Origin of the sequence: Pseudomonas sp. B21-010, from assembly GCF_024749325.1 — a bacterium.
GTDB classification, from domain to species: Bacteria; Pseudomonadota; Gammaproteobacteria; order Pseudomonadales; family Pseudomonadaceae; genus Aquipseudomonas; species Aquipseudomonas kilonensis.
Window position 1 is genome coordinate 1,980,339 of record NZ_CP087198.1, and the last position, 25,031, is coordinate 2,005,369.

At 64.5% G+C, this 25,031-nt stretch carries 13 protein-coding genes; 7 read left to right on the top strand and 6 right to left on the bottom strand.

Going from position 1 to position 25,031, the window contains the following annotated elements:
* The first annotated feature begins 25 nt into the window (after positions 1 to 25).
* Positions 26 to 13,012 (top strand): non-ribosomal peptide synthetase, encoded by a 12,987-nt coding sequence (locus tag LOY50_RS08810; protein ID WP_258690644.1) that lies wholly within the window; start codon positions 26 to 28, stop codon positions 13,010 to 13,012.
* Between the two features lie 101 nt (positions 13,013 to 13,113).
* On the opposite strand, the gene LOY50_RS08815 is transcribed toward LOY50_RS08810, so the two are convergent.
* On the bottom strand, positions 13,114 to 13,380 hold the full coding sequence (locus LOY50_RS08815) for a hypothetical protein (protein ID WP_024619516.1): 267 nt from the start codon (positions 13,378 to 13,380) through the stop codon (positions 13,114 to 13,116).
* A gap of 168 nt (positions 13,381 to 13,548) precedes the next feature.
* On the opposite strand from LOY50_RS08815, the gene LOY50_RS08820 reads away from it, so the two are divergent.
* Positions 13,549 to 14,355 (top strand): alpha/beta fold hydrolase, encoded by an 807-nt coding sequence (locus LOY50_RS08820; RefSeq protein ID WP_258690645.1) that lies wholly within the window; start codon positions 13,549 to 13,551, stop codon positions 14,353 to 14,355.
* 170 nt (positions 14,356 to 14,525) lie between these two features.
* Here LOY50_RS08820 and dsbG read toward each other — a convergent pair whose 3' ends face one another.
* The 3 genes from dsbG to dsbD are packed head-to-tail and all read right to left on the bottom strand — an operon-like array spanning position 14,526 to position 17,865.
* Entirely contained in the window at positions 14,526 to 15,293 is a 768-nt protein-coding gene (dsbG, locus tag LOY50_RS08825; protein WP_253472751.1) for a thiol:disulfide interchange protein DsbG, read from the bottom strand.
* Entirely contained in the window at positions 15,269 to 16,138 is an 870-nt protein-coding gene (locus LOY50_RS08830) for a TlpA disulfide reductase family protein (protein ID WP_258690646.1), read from the bottom strand. Before LOY50_RS08830 ends, dsbG begins: the two co-directional genes overlap by 25 nt.
* Positions 16,138 to 17,865, bottom strand: coding sequence for a protein-disulfide reductase DsbD (dsbD, locus tag LOY50_RS08835; protein ID WP_253472758.1), 1,728 nt, complete (start codon positions 17,863 to 17,865; stop codon positions 16,138 to 16,140). Before dsbD ends, LOY50_RS08830 begins: the two co-directional genes overlap by 1 nt.
* Before the next feature lie 175 nt (positions 17,866 to 18,040).
* On the opposite strand from dsbD, the gene LOY50_RS08840 reads away from it, so the two are divergent.
* From LOY50_RS08840 to LOY50_RS08855, 4 genes are all read left to right on the top strand, one after another.
* Positions 18,041 to 18,721 (top strand): response regulator, encoded by a 681-nt coding sequence (locus LOY50_RS08840; protein ID WP_013692602.1) that lies wholly within the window; start codon positions 18,041 to 18,043, stop codon positions 18,719 to 18,721.
* A complete protein-coding gene (locus LOY50_RS08845; RefSeq protein WP_253472761.1) occupies positions 18,718 to 20,049 on the top strand; it encodes an ATP-binding protein in 1,332 nt (443 codons plus the stop codon). Before LOY50_RS08840 ends, LOY50_RS08845 begins: the two co-directional genes overlap by 4 nt.
* A gap of 214 nt (positions 20,050 to 20,263) precedes the next feature.
* On the top strand, positions 20,264 to 21,676 hold the full coding sequence (locus LOY50_RS08850; protein WP_258690647.1) for an aspartate aminotransferase family protein: 1,413 nt from the start codon (positions 20,264 to 20,266) through the stop codon (positions 21,674 to 21,676).
* 84 nt (positions 21,677 to 21,760) lie between these two features.
* A complete protein-coding gene (locus LOY50_RS08855) occupies positions 21,761 to 21,988 on the top strand; it encodes an MbtH family protein (RefSeq protein WP_079305605.1) in 228 nt (75 codons plus the stop codon).
* A 172-nt stretch (positions 21,989 to 22,160) separates the two neighbouring features.
* Here LOY50_RS08855 and LOY50_RS08860 read toward each other — a convergent pair whose 3' ends face one another.
* Complete coding sequence (locus tag LOY50_RS08860; protein WP_258690648.1) at positions 22,161 to 23,057, bottom strand: LysR family transcriptional regulator; 897 nt, start codon at positions 23,055 to 23,057, stop codon at positions 22,161 to 22,163.
* A 102-nt stretch (positions 23,058 to 23,159) separates the two neighbouring features.
* Between LOY50_RS08860 and LOY50_RS08865 the strand changes: the two genes are divergently transcribed.
* Positions 23,160 to 24,005, top strand: a complete 846-nt coding sequence (locus LOY50_RS08865) for a type 1 glutamine amidotransferase domain-containing protein (protein WP_258690649.1) — start codon at positions 23,160 to 23,162, stop codon at positions 24,003 to 24,005.
* A 70-nt stretch (positions 24,006 to 24,075) separates the two neighbouring features.
* Here the strand turns inward: LOY50_RS08865 and LOY50_RS08870 are convergent, their stop codons facing one another.
* Complete coding sequence (locus LOY50_RS08870) at positions 24,076 to 24,894, bottom strand: pyruvate, water dikinase regulatory protein (RefSeq protein ID WP_014337326.1); 819 nt, start codon at positions 24,892 to 24,894, stop codon at positions 24,076 to 24,078.
* Between the last annotated feature and the right edge of the window lie 137 nt (positions 24,895 to 25,031).

Here is a 25,031-nt window from a genome sequence, read left to right on the forward strand (position 1 = left end):
AGCCGAATCCAGGCAGGAACCCCCCATGACCGACGCGTTCGAACTCCCCATCACCCTGGCTCATGCCCTCCAGCGCCGCGCCGCGTTGACGCCGGACCGGGTGGCCCTGCGCTTCCTCGCCGACACCCCTGGGCAGGGTGTGGTGTTGAGTTATCGCGACCTGGACCTGCGCGCCCGGACCATCGCCGGCGCTTTGCAGGCCGAGGCCGCGCTGGGGGATCGCGCCGTGCTGCTGTTCCCCAGCGGCCCGGATTATGTCGCGGCGTTCTTTGGCTGCCTCTACGCCGGGGTGATTGCCGTGCCGGCCTATCCGCCGGAGTCCGCCCGTCGCCACCATCAGGAGCGTTTGCTGTCGATCCTCAAAGACGCCGAACCGCGCCTGTTGCTCACCAGCAGCGATCTGCGCGAGCCATTGCAAGCCATCGAATCGGCACCGCCGGTGTTGTGCGTCGATACCCTCGACCCGGCCCACGCCGGGCAATGGCGGATGCCGACGCTGCAGGACGACGACATTGCCTTCCTGCAATACACCTCCGGCTCCACCGCGTTGCCCAAGGGCGTGCAGGTCAGCCACGGCAACCTGGTGGCCAACGAACTGCTGATCCGTCATGGCTTCGGCATCGACCTGAACCCCGATGACGTCATCGTCAGCTGGCTGCCGCTGTACCACGACATGGGTTTGATCGGTGGCTTGTTGCAGCCGGTGTTCAGCGGCGTTCCGTGCGTATTGATGTCGCCGGCCTACTTCCTGGCCCGACCCCTGCGCTGGCTCGAAGCGATCAGTGAGTACGGCGGCACCATCAGCGGTGGCCCGGACTTCGCCTATCGGCTGTGCAGCGAACGGGTCAGTGATTCGGCCCAGCAACGTCTCGACCTGAGCAGCTGGCGCGTGGCCTATTCCGGTTCCGAGCCGATCCGCCTCGACACGCTGGAGCGGTTTGCCGAGAAGTTCGCCCCGTGCGGCTTCACGCCGGACAATTTCATGGCCTCTTACGGCCTGGCCGAAGCGACGCTGTTCGTCGCCGGCACGCCACGCCGCCACGGCATTCCTTCGCTGCGGGTGGACGATGCGGCCCTGGCGCAAAACCGTGCCGAGCCGGGGCAGGGCAGTGCGGTGATGAGTTGTGGTGTCAGCCAGCCCGGACACGCGGTGCTGATCGTCGAGCCCGCCACGTTGCAGCCGTTGGCCGACCATCAGGTCGGTGAAGTCTGGGCCGCCGGCCCGAGCATCGCATTGGGCTACTGGCGCAACCCTGAAGCCAGCGCCAAGACCTTTGTCCAGCACGACGGGCGGACCTGGCTGCGTACCGGTGACTTGGGTTTCCTGCGCGGTGGCGAGCTGTTCATCACCGGTCGCCTGAAAGACCTGCTGATCGTGCGCGGGCATAACCTCTATCCCCAGGACATCGAGCAAACCATCGAGCGCGAAGTGGAGGTGGTGCGCAGGGGCCGCGTGGCCGCGTTCGCGGTCAACGATAACGGCGAGGAAGGCATCGGCATCGCTGCGGAAATCAGCCGCAGCGTGCAGAAAATCCTCCCGCCCGAAGCCTTGATCAAAGCCATTCGCCAGGCCGTGGCCGAGGCCTGCCAGCAAGCCCCGAGCGTGGTGGTGCTGCTCAATCCCGGCGCGTTGCCCAAGACCTCCAGCGGCAAGTTGCAACGCTCGGCGTGCCGCAGTCGATTGGCCGACGGCAGCTTGGACAGTTATGCACAGTTCCCGTCAGCCGAGGCAGAAGTCGCTGACGAATCTGCGCCGTCATCCGAGCTGCAAACGCTCATCGGCCAAATCTGGCGGGAGCAGCTGCAGGTCGAACACGTCCAGGCTGACGATCATTTCTTTCTGCTGGGCGGCAACTCCATCGCCGCCACCCAGGTGATCGCACGGCTACGGGAAACCCTGGGGCTGGAGTTGAACCTGCGCCTGCTGTTCGAAGCCCCGACCCTGGTTGCGTTCGCCACAGCGGTGGCGAACCAGCAACAGGACGGCGGCCAGCCTCAAGGCGCGATCAGCGCATTGTCGCGCGACGATGCGTTGCCGCAATCCCTGGCCCAGAACCGTTTGTGGATTACCTGGCAGCTCGATCCGGCGAGCCATGCCTACAACATTCCCGGCGCCTTGCACCTGCGCGGCGAGCTGGACGAAGACGCGTTGCGCACCAGCTTCCAGCAATTGATCGAGCGTCATGAGTCCCTGCGCACGCGGTTCCTGGAGCGGGATGGCGTGGCCCTGCAACAGGTCGATCCGGCCGGTGAATTCAAGCTGCGTGTCATCGACCTTGGCGACCTGCCTGCCGACTCGCGCGAAGCCCGGGCGCGGCAGGTTCGAGAAGACGAAGCGGCCACGCCGTTCGATCTGGAGAAGGGGCCGCTGCTGCGGGTCAGCCTGTTGCGTCTCGACGAGGATGACCATCAGCTGCTGGTGACACTGCATCACATCATCGCCGACGGCTGGTCGATGAACGTGTTGGTCGAAGAGTTTTCCCGGCTGTACGCCGCTGCGTCCCAAGGCCAGGTCGCCGGTCTGGTGCCGTTGTCCTTGCAATACGCCGACTACGGCAGTTGGCAGCGCCAGTGGCTCGCCCAGGGCGAGGCCGAGCGCCAACTGAGCTACTGGAAGCAGCAACTGGGCGCGGAACATTCGGCCCTGGTGCTGGGCACGGATCACCCGCGCAGCGCTCAACGCCAGCGCAGTGCCGCACGGCATAGCCTGCGCCTGGACAAGGGCCTCGGCGATACCTTGCGCCAAGTGGCCCAGGCTCACGACGCAACGCCGTTCATGCTGTTGCTGGCAGCCTTCCAGGCGCTGTTGCAGCGTTACACCGGCCAATCCGACATTCGCATCGGCGTGCCCAACGCCAACCGTCCGCGCCTGGAAACCCAGGGCCTGATCGGCTTCTTCATCAACACCCAGGTGCTGCGTGGGCAGGTCGATTCACGTCAGCCATTCGCTGCGCTGCTGGCCCAGGCCCGAGAAGCCACACTCGGTGCCCAGGCCCACCAGGACTTGCCGTTCGAACAATTGCTCGAAGCGTTTCCCGAGGCGCGTGAACAAGGCCTGTTCCAGGTGATGTTCAACCACCAGCAGCGTGACTTGAGTGCCTTGCGGCGCCTGCCGGGGTTGCTGGCCGAGGAGTTGCCGTGGCACAGCCGCGAAGCCAAGTTCGACCTGCAACTGCACAGCGAAGAAGATCGCAACGGCCGGCTGACGTTGTCGTTCGACTACGCCGACGAACTGTTCGAGGCGGCAACCATCGAGCGGCTGGCGGCGCATTATTGCAACCTGCTGCGGGCGGTCTGTGCCGATCCTCAGCAAGCCATCGGCGATGTGCCGTTATTGGGCGCCGATGAACACAGCCAACAGCAGCAATGGAGCGCGGCCCCGTGCGCGCCGGCCAGCCAATGGCTGCCGGAGCTGTTGCACGAACAGGCCCGCTGCACGCCGCAACGCACTGCGTTGCGCTGGGACGGTGGTCAACTCGATTATGCCGAGCTGCACGCCCAGGCCAATCGCCTGGCCCATTACCTGCGGGACAAGGGCGTTGGCCCGGACGTGTGCGTGGCGATTGCCGCCGAGCGTTCGCCGCAGTTGCTCATCGGTGTGCTGGCCATCATCAAGGCCGGCGGCGCCTATGTGCCGCTGGATGCGGACTACCCGGCCGAACGCTTGGCCTACATGCTCCACGACAGTGGCGTCGACTTGCTGCTGACCCAAACCGCGCTGCTCGAGCGTTTGCCGGCTTGCGACGGTGTCAGTGTCATCGCCATGGACGCCCTGCACCTGGAGCAATGGCCGAGCAATCCGCCGGGCTTGCACCTGCACGGCGACCACCTGGCCTACGTGATCTACACCTCCGGCTCCACCGGCCAGCCCAAAGGCGTCGGCAATACTCACGCGGCCCTGGCCGAGCGCCTGCAATGGATGCAAGCGACCTACGGGCTGGATGCCAGTGATGTGCTGATGCAAAAAGCGCCGATCAGTTTTGACGTGTCGGTCTGGGAGTGCTTTTGGCCACTGATCAGCGGCAGCCAACTGGTATTGGCTGGCCCCGGAGAGCACCGTGACCCGCACCGCATCGCCCAGTTGGTGCAGCAGTTTGGCGTGACCACGTTGCACTTCGTACCGCCGTTGCTCAGCCTGTTTGTCGATGAGCCCCTGAGCGCCCGTTGCAGCAGCCTGCGTCGGTTGTTCTCTGGTGGCGAAGCCTTGCCCGCCGAACTGCGCAACCGGGTGTTGGCGCAACTGCCGGCGGTGCAACTGCACAACCGCTACGGCCCGACCGAAACCGCGATTAACGTCACCCATTGGCATTGCACCGAGGCCGATGGCGAGCGCTCGCCGATCGGCCGTCCCCTGGGCAACGTCCTGTGCCGGGTACTCGACAGCGAGCTCAATCTCGTGCCGGCCGGTGTGCCCGGCGAGCTGTGCATCGGCGGCCTGGGCCTGGCCCGGGGTTACCTCGGCCGTCCGGGCCTGAGCGCCGAGCGTTTCGTCGCCGACCCATTGGGGCCGGCCGGTGCGCGGTTGTACCGTACCGGCGACCGCGCGCGTTGGAACGCCGACGGCGTGATCGAGTACCTCGGCCGCCTCGACCAGCAGGTCAAGCTGCGCGGTTTCCGGGTCGAGCTGCAGGAAGTTGAAGCGCGCCTATTGGCCCAGGACGGCGTCGCCCAAGTGGCGGTGTTGGTGCGCGACACCTCGGCCGGCCCGCAGTTGATCGGCTATTACACCGCCCCGGATGTCGCTCAGGACCAGGACGCGTTGAACATTCGACTCAAAACCGCCCTGGCCGCCGAGCTGCCCGACTACATGGTGCCCACCCAACTGCTGCGTCTGGAGACCATGCCCCTGGGCCCGAGCGGCAAGCTCGACCGCCGTGCCTTGCCCGAACCGCAGTGGCAGGTGCGCGAGCACGTCGAGCCGGCCAGCGCCCTGGAGCAACAAATCGCCGGCATCTGGCGCGACGTGCTGGGTCTTGCGTGCATCGGCCTGCGGGACGATTTCTTTGCCCTCGGCGGCCATTCGCTGCTGGCGACCCAGATCATTTCCCGCACCCGCCAAACCTGTGACGTCGAGCTGCCGCTGCGCACTTTGTTCGAGGCCAGTGAGCTGGGAGCCTTCGCTGAACAAGTGCGCTTGATCCAGGCCAGCGGCCAGACCAACCGCCAGCCGCCCATCGAGAAGGTCGACCGCAGCCAACCAGTGCCGCTGTCCTATTCCCAGCAGCGCATGTGGTTTCTCTGGCAGATGGAGCCGGACAGCCCGGCCTACAACGTCGGTGGCATGGCGCGCTTGCGCGGGGTGTTGGATGTCGGCCGCTTCGAGGCGGCCTTGCAGGCGTTGATCCTGCGCCACGAAACCCTGCGCACCACGTTCCCGAGCATCGACGGCGTGGCTCGCCAGCAGGTGCACGGCGAGACGGGCCTGTGCATGGACTGGAAGGACTTCTCGAGGCTGGCCGCCGACGTCCGCCAGCAGCGGGTGCAGCAACTGGCGGACAGCGAAGCCCACCAGCCCTTCGACCTGGAAACCGGGCCGCTGCTGCGGGCCTGCCTGGTCAAGACCGCCGAGCATGAGCATTACTTTGTGCTGACGCTGCACCACATCGTCACCGAAGGCTGGGCGATGGACATTTTCGCCCGTGAACTGAGCGCGCTGTACGAAGCCTTTATCGACGATCGTGAATCGCCTCTGGAACCGTTGCCGGTGCAGTACCTGGACTACAGCGTCTGGCAGCGTCAGTGGCTGGAGTCCGGCGAGCGTCAGCGACAACTCGACTATTGGACCGCGCAACTGGGCCGCGAACACCCGCTGCTGGAACTGCCCGGTGACCGTCCGCGTCCATCGGTGCAAAGTCATCGCGGTGAATTGTTCCGTTTCGACCTCAACGATGATTTGGCGGCGCGGGTCCGTGCCTTCAACGCGCAACAGGGCCTGACCCTGTTCATGACCATGACCGCGGCCCTGGCCGTGTTGCTCTATCGCTACAGTGGCCAGACCGACCTGCGCATCGGCGCGCCGGTGGCGAACCGCATCCGTCCGGAAAGCGAAGGGCTGATCGGCGCGTTCCTCAATACCCAGGTGTTGCGTTGCCAGCTCGACGGGCAGATGTCGGTGGGCGAACTGTTCGAGCAGGTGCGCCACACCGTCATCGAAGGCCAGTCCCACCAGGATTTGCCGTTCGATCATCTGGTGGAAGCCCTGCAACCGCCGCGCAGTGCGGCGTACAACCCGCTGTTCCAGGTGATGTGCAACGTGCAGCGCTGGGAGTTCCAGCAGAGCCGCACGCTGGCCGGCATGACGGTGGAATACCTGGTTAATGACGCCCGGGCCACCAAGTTCGACCTCAACCTGGAAGTCACCGACCTGGATCAGCGCCTGGGTTGCTGTTTGACCTACAGCACCGACCTGTTCGACGAGCCGCGCATCGCGCGCATGGCTGGGCACTGGCGCAATCTGTTGGAAGCGTTGCTGGTCGATCCGGCCCGACGCCTGAGCGAACTGCCGTTGCTGGACACCCGCGAGCAGCAACAGCTGCTCGACAGCCTGGGCGTCGAGCCCGGTGAGCATCGCCTGGACCAATGCCTCCACGCACTGTTCGACGAACAGGCGCGGATGCGTCCCGACGCACCAGCGCTGACGTTCGCCGGGCAGACCCTGACGTATGCGCAACTGGACAGCCGCGCCAATCGCCTGGCCTGGATGCTGCGCGAGCGAGGCGTCGGGCCGCAGGTGCGGGTGGGCCTGGCCCTGGAGCGTTCGCTGGAAATGGTCATCGGCCTGCTGGCGATCCTCAAGGCCGGCGGCGCCTACGTGCCGCTGGACCCGGAATACCCGCTGGACCGCTTGAGCTACATGATCGAGGACAGCGGCGTCAGCCTGCTGCTCAGTGACCGGGCGATGTTCCAGGCCCTCGGTGCGTTACCCGAGGGCGTGGGCTGCTGGTGCCTGGAAGATGATTCGGCGGCCCTGGCCCAATACCCGGATCAGCCGCTGCCGCTGATCAACCTGCCGCAACACCAGGCGTACCTGATCTACACCTCCGGCTCCACCGGCAAGCCCAAGGGTGTGGTGGTGTCCCACGGTGAAATCGCCATGCATTGCCAAGCGGTGATCCAGCGTTTCGGCATGCGCCCGGACGATTGCGAGCTGCATTTCTATTCCATCAACTTCGATGCGGCCACCGAACGCCTGCTGGTGCCATTGCTCAGTGGCGCCCACGTGGTGCTGCGGGCCCAGGGCCAATGGGACGCCGAGGAAATCTGCGGGCTGATTCGCCGGCATCGCATCAACATCCTTGGCTTCACGCCCAGTTACGGTAGCCAGTTGGCGCAGTGGCTGGCGACCCAGGGCCAGACCTTGCCGGTGCGCATGTGCATCACCGGCGGCGAAGCCCTGACGGGCGAGCATTTGCAGCGCATTCGCGCGGCGTTCAACCCAAGCCTGTTCTTCAACGCCTATGGCCCGACCGAAACCGTGGTCATGCCGTTGGCGAGCCTGGCTCCGGAGCGACTGGAAGAGGGCGCGGCCAGTGTGCCGATTGGCAGCGTGATTGGCGCCCGCATGGCGTACATCCTCGACGCCGACCTGGCGTTGGTGCCCCAAGGTGCCACAGGTGAGTTGTATGTGGGCGGCGCCGGTCTGGCCCAGGGTTATCACCAGCGTCCGGGGATGACCGCCGAGCGTTTCGTCGCCGACCCGTTCGCCACCGAGGGCGGACGCCTCTATCGCACCGGCGACCTGGTGCGCCAGGGTGCCGACGGTCTGGTGGAATACCTGGGGCGGATCGACCATCAGGTGAAAATCCGCGGCTTCCGCATCGAACTGGGAGAAATCGAAACCCGCCTGCTGGAACATGACGCGGTGCGCGAGGCCGTGGTACTGGCCCTCGACACGCCGGGGGGCAAGCAACTGGCGGGTTACCTGGTGACCGAGGTCGCCGAACAGGGCGGCGAGCAACAAGCGACCCTGCGCGAAGCCTTGAAAAACCACCTCAAGGCACAGTTGCCGGATTACATGGTGCCCACGCACCTGATCCTGCTGGCGAGCATGCCGCTGACCGCCAACGGCAAGCTCGACCGCCGCGCCTTGCCGCTGCCCGATCCCGAACTCAATCGCCAACACTACGTGGCGCCGAGCAATGCCCTGGAGCAGACCCTGGCGGCGATCTGGTGCGACGTGCTGAACGTCGGGCAAGTGGGCCTCAACGATAACTTCTTCGAGCTGGGCGGCGATTCGATCCTGTCCATCCAGGTGGTCAGCCGCGCCCGGCAGCAGGGCATTCATTTCACTCCCCGGGACTTGTTCCAGCACCAGACCGTGCAGACCCTGGCCGCGGTCGCCACGCGCAGCCAGCAGGTGCTTGCCGAGCAGGGCCTGTTGCAGGGTGAGTCCGGGCTGACGCCGATCCAGCACTGGTTCTTCGAGCGCCGGATCCCCAACCAGCACCACTGGAACCAGGCGCTGGTGCTGGCGCCGACCACGGCCCTGGCGCCGCAACCGCTGGAGCAGGCACTGCGCAGCGTCTTCCAGCACCACGATGCCTTGCGCCTGGGCTTCGACGAAAGCGCCGGGCACTGGCGGGCCGAGCATCAGTCGTTGTCTGACGCGGCGCTGTTGCGGCACGTGTCCGTGGACACCGCGCAGGATTGCGAAGCGTTGTTTGCCGAGACGCAGAGCCGTTTCAATCTATCAACCGGGCCATTGCTGCGCGCAGTGCTGGCGCAGTTACCCGATGGCCAGCAACGGTTGCTGATCGTCATCCATCACCTGGTGGTCGACGGTGTGTCGTGGCGGGTGCTGATGGACGATCTGCAAACCGTCTACCGCCAGCTCACCACCGGGCAGGAAGTACAACTGTCGGCCAAGACCAGCCCATTGCGGGACTGGGCCGCGCGTTTGCAGGCTTACGCCGGCAGCGAATCCCTGCGCGAAGAACTGGGGTGGTGGCAAGCGCAGTTGAGTGGCGCGCAGGTGCAGCTGCCGTGCGTGAATCCCGAGGGCGGGCTGCAGGAACGTCATGCTGAAACCGTCAGCGTACGCCTGGACGCCGAGCGCACCCGGCAACTGTTGCAACAGGCGCCGAGCGCCTATCGCACCCAGGTCAACGACCTGCTGCTCACGGCGCTGGCCCGGGTGCTGTGCCGCTGGAGTGGTCACGCATCGGCCCTGGTCCAGCTCGAAGGCCATGGCCGCGAAGCGCTGTTCGACGACATCGACCTGACCCGCACCGTCGGCTGGTTCACCAGCGTCTATCCCATACGCCTGAGCCCAGCGGCCGAAGGCTTCGGAGCGTCGATCAAGGCCATCAAGGAACAATTGCGCGCGGTGCCCCACAAGGGCCTCGGCCATGGCGTATTGCGCTACCTGGCCGACGCGACGACTCGCCAGACGATGGCCAACTTGCCGCATGCGGCGATCACCTTCAACTACCTGGGCCAGCTCGACCAGACCCTCGGTCAGGATGCGCTGTTCCAGCCGCTGGATGCGCCGTTGGGGGCGATCCACGATCCCGAGGCGCCGCTGCCTAATGAGCTGAGTGTCGACAGCCAGGTCAGCGGTGGCGAGTTGGTGCTGCGCTGGACGTTCAGCCGTGAACGGCATGATCGTCAGGCTATCGCTACCCTGGCCGAGGCCTACCTCGATGAGTTGCAACGCCTGATCGAGCACTGCCTGACGGACGAGGCGGGCGGCCTGACGCCATCGGACTTCCCCCTGGCGAAGCTGACCCAGGGCCAGCTCGACAGCCTGCCGGTGCCGGCCGGGCAGATCGAAGACGTCTACCCGCTGACGCCGATGCAGGAAGGCATGCTGTTGCACACCTTGCTGGAACCGGGCACGGGCCTGTACTACATGCAGGATCGCTATCGCATCAACAGCGAACTGGACCCGCAGCGTTTTGCCCAGGCCTGGCAGGCGGTCATCGCCCGGCATGAAGCCTTGCGCGCGTCGTTCTGCTGGAACGTCGGCGAAGACATGCTGCAAATCATCCACAAGCCGGGCAGCACGCCGGTGGATTATCTCGACTGGTCCGAGGTGCCCGAAGACGCCCAGGAAGCCAAGCTCCAGGTCCTGCTCAAGAACGAGCGCGAGGCCGGTTTCGATCTGTTGAACCAGGCGCCGTTTCACCTGCGACTGATTCGGGTCGGCGCGGCGCGCTACTGGTTCATGATGAGCAACCACCACATCCTCATCGATGCGTGGTGCCGTTCGCTGCTGATGGACGACTTCTTCGAGATCTACACCGCCCTGGGTGAAAACCGCGAACCGCAGTTGACCGTGCCACCGCGCTATCGCGACTACATCGGCTGGTTGCAGCACCAGAGCCTGGCCGAAGCCCGCCAGTGGTGGCAGCGCAACCTGCAAGGCTTCGAGCGAACCACCCCGATCCCTGGCGACCGGCCGCTCCTGCGTGAGCACGCCGGTGACAGTGGCGGCATGATCGTCGGCGACTGCTACACCCGTCTCGATGCCCGGGACGGTGCGCGGCTGCGGGAGCTGGCACAGGCTCAGCAACTGACGGTCAACACGTTCGCCCAGGCGGCGTGGGCCCTGGTGCTGCGACGGGTCAGCGGCGACCGCGATGTGTTGTTCGGCGTCACCGTGGCCGGGCGCCCGGTGGAGCTGCCGCAGATGCAACGCACCGTGGGGCTGTTCATCAACAGCATCGCCTTGCGCGTGCAGATGCCTGAGGACCATCAGCGCTGCAGCGTGCGCCAGTGGCTCAGCGATTTGCTGGACAGCAACATGCAACTGCGCGAGTACGAATACCTGCCGCTGGTGAGCATCCAGGAGGTCAGCGAACTGCCCAAGGGCCAGCCGCTGTTCGACAGTTTGTTCGTGTTCGAGAATGCGCCGGTGGAGGTCTCGGTGCTGGACCGCGCCCAAAGCCTCAACGCCACTTCGGACTCGGGCCGGACCCACACCAATTTCCCGCTGACGGCGGTCTGCTATCCGGGCGATGACCTGGGGCTGCACCTTTCGTACGACCAGCGCTACTTCGATGAAAGCACCGTCCAGGGGCTGCTCGGCGAGTTCAAGCGGTTGCTGCTGGCGTTGATGGAGGGCTTGCACGGCGACATGAGCGAGCTGCCGCTGATCGGTGCTCAAGAACAGGATTTCCTCATCGAGGGCTGCAACCAGAGCGAGCATGCCTATCCGTTGGAGCAGAGCTACGTCGAGCTGTTCGAGGCGCGGGTTGCGGCCCATCCGCACCGCCCTGCGGTCAGTTGCCTGGACGCGAGCTACAGCTACGCCGAGTTGAATGCACGCAGCAACCGCCTCGGCCACGCCCTGATCGCTGCCGGTGTCGGCCTGGACCAGCCCGTGGCGCTGCTGGCCGAACGGGATGCCGAGTTGCTGGGCATGATCATCGGCAGCTTCAAGGCCGGCGCCGGCTACCTGCCGCTGGACCCGGGCCTGCCGAGCCAGCGCCTGAGCCGCATCATCGAATTGAGTCGCACGCCGTTGCTGGTCTGCACCCAGGCCTGCGAGGCCCAGGCCCAGGCGTTGCTGGACGAATTCGCCTGTTCCGCGCGGCCAAAGTTGCTGGTGTGGGAAACCGTCCAGGCCAGCGCTCTTTCGCTGGAAAACCCAGGGGTCTACAGCGGGCCGGATAACCTCGCCTACGTGATCTACACCTCCGGCTCCACCGGCCTGCCCAAAGGCGTGATGGTGGAGCAGCGGGGCATGCTCAACAACCAACTGAGCAAAGTGCCGTACCTGGCGCTGAGCGAGGCGGATGTGATTGCCCAGACGGCTTCGCAAAGCTTCGATATTTCGGTCTGGCAGTTCCTCGCCGCGCCGTTGTTCGGTGCCCGGGTCGACATCGTGCCCAACGCCATTGCCCACGACCCGCAAGGGCTGCTGGAGCATGTACAGCAGCAGGGCATTAGCGTGCTGGAAAGCGTGCCGTCGCTGATCCAGGGCATGCTCGCCCAGGAACGCATCGGGCTGGACGGCTTACGCTGGATGCTGCCCACCGGCGAAGCGATGCCGCCGGAACTGGCGCACCAGTGGTTGTTGCGTTACCCGGACATCGGCCTGGTCAACGCCTACGGCCCGGCGGAATGCTCCGACGACGTGGCGTTCTTCCGGGTCGACCTGGCCTCGACCCGTGGTACGTATCTGCCGATTGGCACGCCCACCGACAACAATCGTCTGTACCTGCTCGACGGCGCGCTGGACCTGGTACCGCTGGGGGCGGTGGGTGAGTTGTGCGTGGCGGGCACCGGGATCGGGCGTGGTTATGTCAGCGATCCGTTGCGCACCGCCCCGGTCTTTGTGCCGAACCCGTTCGGCGCGCCAGGGGAGCGGCTGTACCGTACCGGCGACCTGGCGCGGCGGCGCCGCGACGGGGTGTTGGAGTACGTCGGGCGCATCGACCATCAGGTGAAAATCCGCGGCTACCGCATCGAGCTGGGGGAAATCGAAGCGCGCTTGCATGAACAGCCAGAAGTGCGCCATGGGGCGGTGGCCGTGCAGGAGGGCGTCAATGGCAAGCATCTGGTGGGCTACCTCGTCGCCACCGACTCGGCGCTGAAACCCGCCGAGCGCCTGGAGCGCATCAAGCAGCGCCTGCGGGCCGAACTGCCGGAATACATGGTGCCGCTGCACTGGCTGTGGCTCGAGCGCCTGCCCCTCAACGCCAACGGCAAGCTCGATCGCAAGGCCTTGCCGGCCCTGGAGATCGGCCAGTTGCAAAGCCAGGACTACCAGGCGCCCGGCAATGAACTGGAGCAGACCCTGGCAGACATCTGGGCCCAGGTGCTGAAAGTCGAGCGGGTCGGGGTGCGGGATAACTTCTTCGAACTGGGCGGCCATTCCCTGCTGGCGACGCAAATCGCCTCACGGGTGCAAAAGGCCCTGCAACGCAACGTACCGCTGCGAGCGATGTTCGAATGCAGCACGGTGCAGGAACTGGCCGACTACATCGATGGGCTGGCGGCCAGCGAAATTACCGAGGAGAAGGTGGATCGGTTGAATGATTTGATGGCGGAATTGGAAGGAATGTAGTTCTGCGGCGTCTATGAAGACCTCATCGCGAGCGAGCTCGCTCCCACAGGGTTTGTGATCGACACAAATCCCATGTGGGAGCGGGCTTGCTCGCGAAGGCGTCACGACGTAGCGCAACAAGCCTCGGGCCTGGTGAAAAAGGTCACGTCGGGTCCAAAAGCCCCGAGCTTTTGAATCGTATCGTTCACGGCATCCAGCAGGCCGAGTTGTTCCGGGGTCGGCGTAGATCCATAGACGGCCACCAGGGCCTCAAAAAACTGAAGCTTTCCCTTGGCTATTTGCCCGGACGCTTTTTCTGTATTGCCCGCTTTGGGTTGCAAGAGAACCACCTGTTCCCGGGCGAAGGTTTCAAGCTCAGCTTTTGTCATGATGATGCTTCCTTTCGTTGGTAGTCGAGTTTTCAAGCTATCCCCAGCGGCTGAGCATTTCTACTGTCAGGTCTTACAGGTCGTTGCGGCGCAATACCGGCGGTTGACGCTGACTACCCGCCACGTCAGTCTCCCTGGGCTATTCATTTCCAAACAAGGAGGTCACCCATGCCCTTTGCAATCATTGACGGACAACCGCTTCACTACCTGGACCAAGGCCAGGGCCCGGTGGTGCTGCTGGGCAGCAGCTATCTGTGGGACCACACCATGTGGGCGCCGCAGATCGAGGTGTTGTCCCAGCATTATCGGGTCATCGCCTTGGACTTGTGGGGCCACGGCCAGTCCGGGTGTTTGCCTGAGGGCATGACCTCCCTGGACGACCTGGCCCGTCAGGCGTTGACGTCGATGGATTACCTTGGCATCGACTGCTTCAACCTGGTCGGGCTTTCGGTGGGCGGGATGTGGGGTGCGCGGCTGGCGCTGGCGGCGCCTGGGCGCGTGCAGTCGCTGGTATTGATGGACACCTACGTCGGCGTCGAGCCGGAGGCGACCCGCCAGTATTACTTCTCGCTGTTCGACAAGATCGAAGCCAGCGGCAGTATTCCCGAACCCTTGCTGGACATCATCGTGCCGATCTTTTTCCGGCCGGGGATCGACCCGCATTCGGCGCTCTACCAGCAGTTCCGGGCCACACTGGCCGCGCTGCCGACCGATCGCCTGCGCGACAGCATCGTGCCGCTGGGGCGGATCATTTTCGGTCGGGACGACATCCTGCCGCGCCTGCATGAACTGGACGCCAAGCGCACGACGGTGATGTTTGGCGACCAGGACAAACCGCGGCCACCGTCCGAGTCGCTGGAGATGGCCGAGTTGATCGGTTGCCCCCATGTGGTGATTCCGGAGGCGGGGCACATCTCCAATCTGGAGAACTCGGAATTCGTGAATCGGATGTTGCTGGGACTCTTGCGTCGCTGATCCACCGCTATCGCGAGCAAAGTCGCTCCCACAGGGGACCTGTGATCGACGCAGATCCAATGTGGGAGCGAGCTTGCTCGCGATTGCGGTGTGTCTATCACATCAATGCTGACTGATCTGCCGCTATCGCGAGCAAGCTCGCTCCCACCAGGGGTCTACAGTGAGGCTCGTTACTTCGGCCCGAGAATCTTCACCAGTTTGTCCGGCGACGGCGCGCCTTGCTGCTGTTGCAGCTCGCCTTTTTCATCCAGATAGAAAATCGCCGGGGTGGCGGACAGTTCCAGCTCGTCCATCAACTGCTGGTTGGCGTCCAGTTTTGCCTGGATGGCCGGCGGTATGTCCTTGAGCGCTTTGAGCGGGCTGCCCTTGCCGGCCTTTTCATGCTCGGCCAGGGCTTTTTCCGGGTCCTTGGCCGCCAGCAAGGCGGCGGATTTACCCGGGCTGTCTTCGCGGATGATACCCACCATGATGTGGCGCAACTGCACCTTGCCGGCCTTGACCCAGGGCCGTGCCTGTTCCCAGAACATGTTGCAGTACGGGCAGTTCGGATCGCTGAACAGGTACACCGTGCGTGGTGCGTCCTTGTTGCCGTCGGCGATCCAGTTGCTACCCTCCATCTTCGCCCAGATGGCCTTGGCCATCGGTGCATAAACCAGTTTTTGCAGTGGCTCGGCGCTCAGGTCCTTGCCGTCGGCGTCGTACAGGTTGCCCAGCAGGACGTGTTGCCCATCCGGGGTCAGGTACAGCGCCATGCCACGGTTCTGGTATTGCGCCGCATAACCGCGCAAGCCGTCCGGCGCGTCGAAGGTGCCGATGATTTTTGCGCCCTTGGCTTCGATCTTCTTGATCGCTGCAGGCAATTCTTCGGCCTGGAGCAGCGGGGCCTGCGACAGTGCGGCGGCAACGGCCAGGGTCAGCAGGTGGCGGAGGCGGGGCATGGCGTTTTCCTTGTGGCGGAGTGGGGCGTCGTGGACGAGTCCGGCGTTTCGAAGTTTTCCAAGGCGCGAGCCAGGCTCGCTTCCGACAATTCCCCCAGGTGGCTGCCCAGCAGGCGACCGTCGGCGCTGTAGAACAGGGTGGTCGGCAGGGCCATGGAGCCGACGGCCTGGCCGAGGCGGCCGCTGCCATCGAACAACATGTTGTCCAGGCTCAGGCCTTGGGTGGCAAGGTAGGTGCTGACGCTTTGCATGCTTTCGGCCTGATTGACGAACAGGAAGGTCAGGTCCGGACGCTGTTGCTGGGCTTCTTCGAGCACCGGCATTTCACGGCGGCAGGGCGGGCACCAGGTGGCCCATAGATTGATCACCAGGGGGCCGCCCTGGTAATCGGTGAGTTTCACGGTCTCGCCGTCGGCGGTGCGCAGGGTGATGTCCGGCAGCCGGGTGCCTTGTTCATAAATTGTCAGCGACAGGGTCGCCACCAGCCAGAACAGCAAGCCGCTGCCGACGCCGAAGCCCAATGGCCGGCGCAGGGGCGGACGGCGGCGGGCCCACAACAAGGCGCCAATCAGCAGCGCCACGATGCCCGGCCAGGCCAGGAAGCCACCGTCGCGCAGGTCGACGATCTGCCACGGGTCGTCCCGGTAATGTTGCCAATAGGCGACGACGAAGCCGATCCGTGCGGCCAGCAGCCCCAGGAGAAACAGCACGAACAGCACCGACTCGGGGTTTTCGCCACCGCGCTTGGCCACCCGCCAGCCGACGAAGGTCGCCAGCGCCAGGGCGCTGATGAGCAACAGGTGGTTGAGGGCAATGGCAAAGGTGCCCAAGGTAAACGTCAGCATCAGCGCGCGTCCCGGGTGAGGTTCCAGCGCTCCAGGAATGCCTTGGCGTCGACTTCCCCGGTGATCCGCTGGCTGCGGCGTTCTTCACCGTCGGCGCCGATCCACAGCAGGCTCGGCGGCCCCGGCACTTGGTAACGGCCCAGCAGTTCGCGGCTGGCGGGGCTGTCGGCGGTGACGTCCAGGCGCAGCAGGCGCACACCGCTCAGGGCGTCGAGCACTTCGCTGCGGCCGAAGACCTGTTTTTCCATGATCTTGCAGGACACGCACCAGTCGGCGTAGTAGTCCAGCAGCACCCACTGGCCCTGGGTCTTGGCGGCGTCCAGTTCCCGTTGCAGGGCGGCGGGCTCGCTGACCGTGACGAACGCGTCGTGGGCACTGACGGTCGCGCGGCCCTCGGTGCCGGCGTAGACCTTCAGGGGCTGGAAGAAGTCATCGCCGCCGCCCGCTGCGCCAATCACCAGCAGGCTGCCCCACAAGCCGAACAGCAACGAGGCGCTGCCGCAGACATAGGCGATGCGGCCGAACCCTTCGGTCTGGCGCCAGGCGCTGTAGGCGGCGATCAACAACAGCACGCCCCACAGGCCGACCCACAACGAACCGTCGATGATCGGGCGAATCATCAGCAGCGCGGTGCCCAGGAACAGGAAGCCGAACACACCCTTGAGCAGGTTCATCCAGGCGCCGGGCTTGGGCAGGAAGCGGTTGCCCACGGTCACCAACAGCAACAGCGGCAGGCCCATGCCGATGCCCATGGTGAACAGGATCAGCCCGCCGTGCAGCGCATTGCCGCTCTGGGCGATATACAGCAGCGCACCGGCCAGCGGCGCGGTCATGCACGGGCCCACCAACAGGCCGGACAGCGCCCCGAGAATGCCGGCGCCCACCAGGCTGCCACCGCGGCGCTGGCGCCCGGCGTTTTCCAGGCGGTCACGCAGGGCGGCCGGCAATTGCAATTCGAAGAAGCCGAACATGGGCAGCGCCAGCAACACGAATACGGCTGCGAAGCTGCCCAGCAGCCACGGTTGTTGCAGCAGCGCCTGGAGGTTGGCGCCCAGCAGCGCGGCGAGCACGCCCATGGCGGCGTACACCAGGGCCATGCTGATCACGTAGCTGCCGGCCAAGGCCAGGCCGCGTCTCGGTCCTGCACCGCTGCCTACCACCAACCCGGCCAGGATCGGCAGCATCGGCAGCGAACAGGGGGTGAACGCCAATAGCAGGCCCAGGCCGAAGAACACCAACAGGCTCCAGCCCAGGGCCCGTTGTTGCAGGCCGCTGGCCAGGGCCTGGTCCGGCGCCTCGCCGCTGGCCGCCACCGGTGCGCTGCCACCCAGGTCGACCACTTGGGTCTGGGGTGGATAGCACAGGCCGGCGTCGGCGCAGCCCTGGAAGCCGACCTTGATCTTGCCCGTGGCACCGGCCGGAATCTTCAGCTCCAGCGCTTGGCGATAGACCTGCTGGTCGCCGAAAAACTCGTCGCTGTGGGCTTCACCCTCCGGCAGCTGGGGTTTTTGCGCCTCGGCCAGGCCATCGAACTTGAGCCGCTGCTGGTACAAGTAGTACCCATCGGCGATCTGCCAGAACAGCTGGGTTTCACCGGAGTCCAGGCGTTCGGAGGTAAACACGAACGCCTTTTCCACCGGCAGGAAATCGGGTTTGGTTTCGAAGGGATTGGCGGCCTGGGCCAGGCCCGCGATCAGGAACAGCCACAGCAAAAACAATCGACGCATGGATAAAGCCTTAGAACGAAGCAAGTGGAAAACACAATGGCGGCTGGCGATTAACCGTCGATTAACCCGACGACGACCGGCAGGCCGCAATGATCGCCCATGTTGGCTGTACTCGTCGCATAATGTCGGCTTAATCGGCCGGCGGCCTAATGTACCTTTTTCCACGGGGCTTACCATGCGCGTACTGGTCTGCGAAGACGATGAGTTGATTGCCAGCGGGATCGTTGCCGGCCTTACGGCGCAGGGCCTGACTGTCGAGCACGTCGCCACCGCATCGGCGGCGCGGGCGATGGTCGGCGTGGCGGAATTCGACGTCATGGTGCTGGACTTGGGATTGCCCGACGAGGACGGTCTCAAGCTGCTCAGGCAACTGCGTCAGCAGGGCTTGGAGACGCCGGTGCTGATCCTCACTGCCCGGGACTCGGTAACCGACCGGGTCGACGGCTTGCAGGCCGGCGCCGATGACTACCTGCTCAAACCCTTCGACCTGCGCGAACTCGCGGCGCGCCTGCACACGTTGCTGCGACGCGTGGCGGGGCGCAGCGTCAACCTGATCGAGCACGGTCGCCTGACCTACGACCCCAGCAGTCGGGAAACCACCCTGGACGGCCAGCCGGTGGATCTGTCCCGGCGCGAGCAATCGCTGTTGCAGGCGCTGCTGCACAGTCGCGGCCGGGTGCTGTCCACCGAACAGCTCAAGGACAGCGTCTACGGGTTCAACGACGAATTGGAAAGCAACGCCCTCAACGTCCATATCCATCACCTGCGGCGCAAGTTGGGCAACGGGATTGTCGAGACTGTGCGCGGCCTGGGCTATCGCCTGGGGCCGGCCGAAGGTGGAGAGTCTTCCAAGTGATGAGCCTGCGACTGCGCCTGAGCCTGACCCTCGGCGCGGCCTTTGCCCTGATCTGGGCCCTGGCCGCGGCGTGGATGCTCAGTGACCTGCGCAACCAGATGATGTTTTCCCTCGACCAGCGCCTGGTGGCTTCGGCGCGGATGGTCGCCGGGTTGCTGGAACAGATGCCACCGTTGCCCAGCAAGGGCGACGGCACGCATTTGAGCTCCGAGCAATTGAGCATTCCTGGCGGCATGGCCTGTCAGGTCAGCTCCTTGCGCGGCGAGATTCTGGCCCGCAGCCACGGCACCCCAGAGCAAACCCTGGAAGCCGAGAAAATGGGTTTCCACGACCAGATGATCGACGGCGCGCCCTGGCGCAGCTTCACCCTGGCCCGGGGTGACTTGCGCGTCACGACCGCCGACCGCCAGATCGAACGCGAAGCCCTGAACATGTCGATACTGCTGGCCGCCTCGGTGCCGGTGGGCGTGGCGTTGCTCGGTTGCTTGTGCCTGTTGTGGCTGGGTATTGGCCAGGGCCTGGCACCGCTCAATCGCATTCGCGATGCGCTGATGCGGCGCAGCGCCGACTCCCTGGAGCCCTTGCAGATCCATCCACTGCCCAGCGAATTGCGACCGCTGCTGGAGACCCAGAACCAGTTGTTCCAGCGCATCGGCAAGACCATCGAGCGCGAGCGACGGCTGACCGGCGACGCCGCCCACGAGTTGCGCAGCCCGCTGACCGCCATCAAGACGCACCTGCAAGTGGCGCGCATGACCGAGGGCGCCGCCCGCGATCAATCCCTGGCCCGGGCCGAGGAGGGCGCCGACCGCATGCATCGCACACTCGAACAGTTGCTGCTGCTGGCGCGGGTCGAAGGCAGCCTGTCGTTCGACGATGGCGTGCAATGCAACGCCGAGCAGGTCGCCCGGCTGGCGATCCAGGATGCCGCCAGCAGTGATTCGCGGCGGATCAGGCTGCACGTATCCCCAGGGTTGTCCGATGCACCGGTGCAGATGCCGGCGGTGCTCTCCATCGCCGCCTTGCGCAACCTGCTGGATAACGCCCTGCGCCATACCCCGGACGATACCGATGTGGAGCTGAGCCTGGAGATGATCGGCCAGCGCGTGCGCTTCCAGGTCCGCGACCACGGCCCCGGCATCGCCGCCGACGACATCCAGCACCTGACCCAGCGCTTCTGGCGCAACGGCCAGAGCACCGGCTGCGGCCTGGGGCTGGCGATCGTCCAGGCCATCGTCCAGCGTTGCGGCTGCGGCCTGCATTTCGACACGCGCCCGGATGGGCTGCGAGTCGAATTGACTGTGCCGGTTCAGGTGTTACCGGCCTGATTCACTTTAGCAATGGCCTGTAGGAAGGCTTTGCTCCCACAGGCTTCAAGGACAAACCACTGATCGCGCTGACGGAGAAAGTTCTGCCCGAGAGTAAATCCCTGCATTGCTGATGCGTTTCCACAACAGGAAACCTGCATGTGCGCTCCGACCGGAGATGCACCTGTGCGGTGTGTCGTTGGGTCATTACTTCAGTGTATTGCGGGGTCGAGGGATGTCAGTCGCCAACAGTCTTATCGAAGCACAGCCGGCCCGGGTCAGTCCTGCGCCGGCCGAGACGCTCTACCAGTTCAATGAGTCGCCGCTGCTGGCCCGCCAGAGTCGGCAGGAGTCCAATGCCCGCAGCTACCCACGGCGGATTCCCCTGGCCCTCAAGCGTGCCAAGGGGCTGTATGTCGAGGACGTCGAGGGGCGCACCTTCATCGATTGCCTGGCCGGCGCTGGCACACTGGCGCTGGGGCATAACCATCCGGTGGTGATCGAAGCGATCCAGCAGGTGCTGGCCGATGAGCTGCCCTTGCATACCCTGGACCTGACCACGCCGGTCAAGGACCGTTTCGTCCAGGACCTGTTCGGCCTGTTGCCGGCAGAGCTGGCCGCCGAGGCGAAGATCCAGTTCTGCGGCCCCACCGGTACCGATGCGGTGGAAGCCGCCCTCAAGCTGGTGCGCACCGCCACCGGCCGCAGCACCGTGCTGTCGTTCCAGGGCGGTTATCACGGCATGAGCCAAGGGGCGTTGAGCCTGATGGGCAGCCTGGGGCCGAAGAAACCCTTGGGCGCCTTGCTCAGCAGCGGCGTGCAGTTCATGCCATACCCCTACGATTACCGCTGCCCGTTCGGGCTGGGCGGTGTGGCGGGCGTGAAGGCCAATCTGCATTACCTGGAGAACCTGTTGAATGACCCCGAGGCCGGCGTGCAATTGCCGGCAGCCGTCATCGTCGAAGTGGTGCAGGGCGAGGGCGGGGTGATTCCCGCTGATCTGGACTGGCTGCGCGGCTTGCGGCGGATCACCGAGCAGGCGGGGGTGGCGTTGATCGTCGACGAAATCCAGAGCGGCTTTGGCCGTACCGGCAAGATGTTTGCGTTCGAGCACGCCGGGATCATCCCGGACGTGGTCGTGCTGTCCAAGGCCATCGGTGGCAGCCTGCCGCTGGCGGTGGTGGTTTATCGCGACTGGCTCGACACCTGGCTGCCAGGTGCCCACGCCGGGACCTTCCGTGGCAATCAGATGGCCATGGCCGCCGGTTCCGCAGTGATGCGCTATCTGCAGGAGCACGACTTGCCGGCCCACGCCGCCGCCATGGGCGAACGCTTGAGCGAGCACCTGCGCATCCTGCAGCGAGACTTCCCACAACTGGGCGATATCCGCGGTCGCGGGTTGATGCTCGGCGTCGAACTGGTGAACCCGGCGGGTAAACCCGATGCGCTGGGCCATCCGCCGGTGCATGCACGGCTGGCGCCACGGCTGCAACGTGAATGCCTCAAGCGCGGGCTGATCCTGGAGTTGGGTGGCCGGCAGGGCGGCGTGGTGCGGTTCCTGCCGCCGCTGATCATCACAAAGGCGGAAATCGACCGGGTTGCCGAGATTTTCGGGCGTGCCCTGCAGGCGGCGGTTGTCGAGGCCTAATTTTCACTCGGGCCCGTACGTTCCTTTCATATCCTGGCTGCGCATGCGCCGCAGCGAACCTCGAGCAAAGATGGAGAGACACCCATGACTTCAGTATTCGACCGCGAGGACATCGTCTTTCAGGTCGTGGTCAACCACGAAGAACAGTATTCGATCTGGCCAGACTACAAGGCCGTCCCCGAAGGCTGGCGTACCGTCGGCAAAAGCGGGTTCAAGAAGGAATGCCTGGCCTACATCGAAGAAGTCTGGACCGACATGCGCCCGCTGAGCCTGCGCAAGAAGATGGACGAGCAGGCGGCTGCGGTTCACTAAATGCAGAGCTTGTGGCAGGAAGGAAGCTTCCACAGGAAGGCTGCGGGAGAATAAAAATCCTGCAGTCACATCAGAACCCCTGTGGGAGCGAGCTTGCTCGCGATGGCGGCGGATCAGCAATATCGATGCTGCTGACACTCCGCCATCGCGAGCAAGCTCGCTCCCACAGGGGCTATTGCGCGATCAAAAAATCAATCAACGCCCGTGCCGCCGCCGGCAGTTGTCGGTGCGGCGGGTAGATGATTGAAAACGGCCGGCTGCGTCCGCCGAAGTCTTCCAGCAAAGCCACCAGTTCCCCGCGCTCGATTCGCTCCCGGACAATGAACTCATAGGTCTGGCAGATCCCCATCCCGGCCTGGGCCAGGGACACGATGCCCAATACATCGTCGGACACCTGCACATTGCCCACCGGCAGCCATTCCCGATCTTGATGATTTTCGCGAAACAGCCAGGGGGCGATGCGTCCGCTGCTGGGCATCACGAAGGGCAGGCAGGCGTGTGCAGCCAGTTCATCGACGTGCCGGGGCGTTCCGGCGCGTGCCAGGTAGTGCGGCGCGGCCACCAGGCAAAGGCGGGCGTCTTCGAGCTTGCGGCCGACCAGCCCGCTGTCCGGCAATGGCCCGAGGCGGATCGCCAGGTCATACCCCTCGGCCACCAGGTCGACATTGCGGTTGGTGATGCTCAGCTCGACCCGCACTTGCGGGCACGCCTGGGCGAAACGCGACAACAGCGACGGCAGGCGGTAATGACCGTAGGTCGTCGGCACGCTCAGGCGTACGCGACCGGTCAGGACACCGTCCTGGCCCTGGATCCGCCGCTCGGCATCGTCAATCAGGGCAAAGGCCGAGCGCGACTGTTCCAGGTACACCGTGCCGGCATCGGTCAGGTTCAGCCGCCGGGTTGTGCGTCGTAACAATTGCACCCCAAGCCGGGCTTCGAGGCGGGAGATGGCGCGGCTCAGGACCGAAGGCGTGGTCCCCAGCGCCACGGCGCCGGCGCTGAGGGTGCCTTTTTCCACGACCGTGACGAAGGCTTCCACGTCCGCCAGATGATCGAAACGACGAGCCATTATTGCCTCCAGAGGCCAGGTGATGTTCCGGGTGGCCAGTTTATCGCCGGTAAACGCATCAATACAGTGAGCCATCTTTTATCGAAGCGTTCTGGAGTCATCATGAAAAAGCTCACTACCTTGGCAACGTCTGTCGTTCTGGCAGGCATCAGCGTCGCGGCCCATGCCGATAACGTGCTGGTGGTCCTGTCGGACGCCGATCATCTGGATCTGAAAAATGGCCAGGTCTTCTCCACCGGCTTTTACCTCAACGAATTGCTGCAACCGGTGAAACTGTTGCTGGAGGCGGGTCACCAAGTGACGTTCGCAACGCCCGAGGGCAAGGCGCCGACGCTGGACCGTTCCTCGGTGGACAAGATGTACTTCAACAATGACTCGGCGGAGCTGGAGCGCTACCAGGCGTTGCTGGCGCAGTTGAACATCACCTCGGCCAAGGACTCACCGGTGATCAGCCTGGCCCGTGTCGAGCAGATCGGCCTGGAGCGGTTCGACGCCCTGTACATCCCCGGCGGGCACGCGCCGATGCAGGATTTGCTGACCAGCGCGCCGCTGGGACGGGTGCTGACGCATTTTCATGACAAGGGCAAGACCACCGCGCTGGTCTGCCACGGGCCGATAGCGCTGCTGTCGACCCTGCCCGATGCCAGGGGCTTCGTCGACCAGTTGGCCGCCAGAGGCCAGGCCTCGGCCAAGGCCGACTGGATCTACGCCGGGTACAAGATGACGGTAATCAGCAATCAGGAAGAAGAACTGGCCAAGGGGCTTCTGGGCGGCGGGAGCATGAAGTTCTATCCACAAACCGCACTGGAACAGGCGGGTGGGCAATACCGTAGCAACACATCGCCATGGATGTCCCATGTGGTCATGGACCGGGAGTTGATCACCGGCCAGAACCCGGCGTCGGCGCTGGAGGTGGGGCAGGTGTTGGTCGAGCGGTTGAAGCGCTGACCCAGCACCACCACCGATTCCCCTGTGGGAGCAAGCTCGCTCCCACAGGTTTTGGCTTAAGGCCTCTACCTTACTTGAACCGCCGCTCCACCCCTTTCTCCACCAGGATCTTCGCCGAAATCTCCTCCACGGAAAAATGCGTGGAGTTGATGTGTGGAATATTCTCCCGCCGGAACAGGTTTTCCACCTCGCGCACTTCGAACTCGCACTGGGCATAGCTCGAGTAGCGGCTGTTGGGCTTGCGCTCGTTGCGGATCGCGGTAAGGCGGTCCGGGTCGATGGTCAGGCCGAACAGCTTGTGCTGGTGGGCACGCAGGGCGCTGGGCAGCTGCAGGCGCTCCATGTCGTCTTCGGTCAGCGGATAGTTGGCCGCACGGATGCCGAACTGCATCGCCATGTACAGGCACGTCGGCGTCTTGCCACAGCGCGACACGCCCACCAGGATCAGGTCGGCCTTGTCGTAATAATGCGTGCGGGCCCCGTCATCGTTGTCCAGCGCGAAGTTGACCGCCTCGATCCGCTCCATGTAGTTGGAGTTGTGGCCAATAGAATGGGATTTGCCGACCGAGTAGGACGAGTGCTCGCTCAGTTCCTGTTCCAGGGGCGCCAGGAACGTGGAAAAAATGTCGATCATGAAACCATTGGACGTCGCGAGAATCTCACGGATGTCCTGATTGACGATGGTATCGAAGATAATCGGGCGGAAACCGTCGGTTTCGGCGGCTTTATTGATTTGCTGTACCATGGCCCGCGCCTTGTCGACGTTGTCGATGTACGGTCGTATGAACTTGGCGAAGGTAATGTTTTCGAACTGTGCCAACAGGCTTTGGCCTAGCGTTTCGGCCGTAATGCCGGTGCCGTCGGAGATAAAGAAAGCAGATCGTTTCATTTGCGCCTTGGGCCTTAAGCTAGTGAGCTAGTGACGATTCTTGGATATGATAGGCGCGATTTGCTGGCCGCCAGTGGTCCGCATTCTCACTTATTTTCCAGGTCCAGGCCATATCGCCGGTCATCGCTCCCCTGGAG

Excerpts from the sequence above, each read along its gene's own strand:
- LOY50_RS08850 (WP_258690647.1), top strand. The coding sequence starts at position 20,264 with ATGTCAGTCGCCAACAGTCTTATCGAAGCACAGCCGGCCCGGGTCAGT.
- LOY50_RS08855 (WP_079305605.1), top strand. The coding sequence starts at position 21,761 with ATGACTTCAGTATTCGACCGCGAGGACATCGTCTTTCAGGTCGTGGTC.
- dsbG (WP_253472751.1), bottom strand. The coding sequence starts at position 15,293 with ATGCCCCGCCTCCGCCACCTGCTGACCCTGGCCGTTGCCGCCGCACTG.
- LOY50_RS08820 (WP_258690645.1), top strand. The coding sequence starts at position 13,549 with ATGCCCTTTGCAATCATTGACGGACAACCGCTTCACTACCTGGACCAA.
- LOY50_RS08870 (WP_014337326.1), bottom strand. The coding sequence starts at position 24,894 with ATGAAACGATCTGCTTTCTTTATCTCCGACGGCACCGGCATTACGGCC.
- LOY50_RS08810 (WP_258690644.1), top strand. The coding sequence starts at position 26 with ATGACCGACGCGTTCGAACTCCCCATCACCCTGGCTCATGCCCTCCAG.
- LOY50_RS08865 (WP_258690649.1), top strand. The coding sequence starts at position 23,160 with ATGAAAAAGCTCACTACCTTGGCAACGTCTGTCGTTCTGGCAGGCATC.
- LOY50_RS08815 (WP_024619516.1), bottom strand. The coding sequence starts at position 13,380 with ATGACAAAAGCTGAGCTTGAAACCTTCGCCCGGGAACAGGTGGTTCTC.
- LOY50_RS08830 (WP_258690646.1), bottom strand. The coding sequence starts at position 16,138 with ATGCTGACGTTTACCTTGGGCACCTTTGCCATTGCCCTCAACCACCTG.
- LOY50_RS08860 (WP_258690648.1), bottom strand. The coding sequence starts at position 23,057 with ATGGCTCGTCGTTTCGATCATCTGGCGGACGTGGAAGCCTTCGTCACG.
- LOY50_RS08840 (WP_013692602.1), top strand. The coding sequence starts at position 18,041 with ATGCGCGTACTGGTCTGCGAAGACGATGAGTTGATTGCCAGCGGGATC.
- dsbD (WP_253472758.1), bottom strand. The coding sequence starts at position 17,865 with ATGCGTCGATTGTTTTTGCTGTGGCTGTTCCTGATCGCGGGCCTGGCC.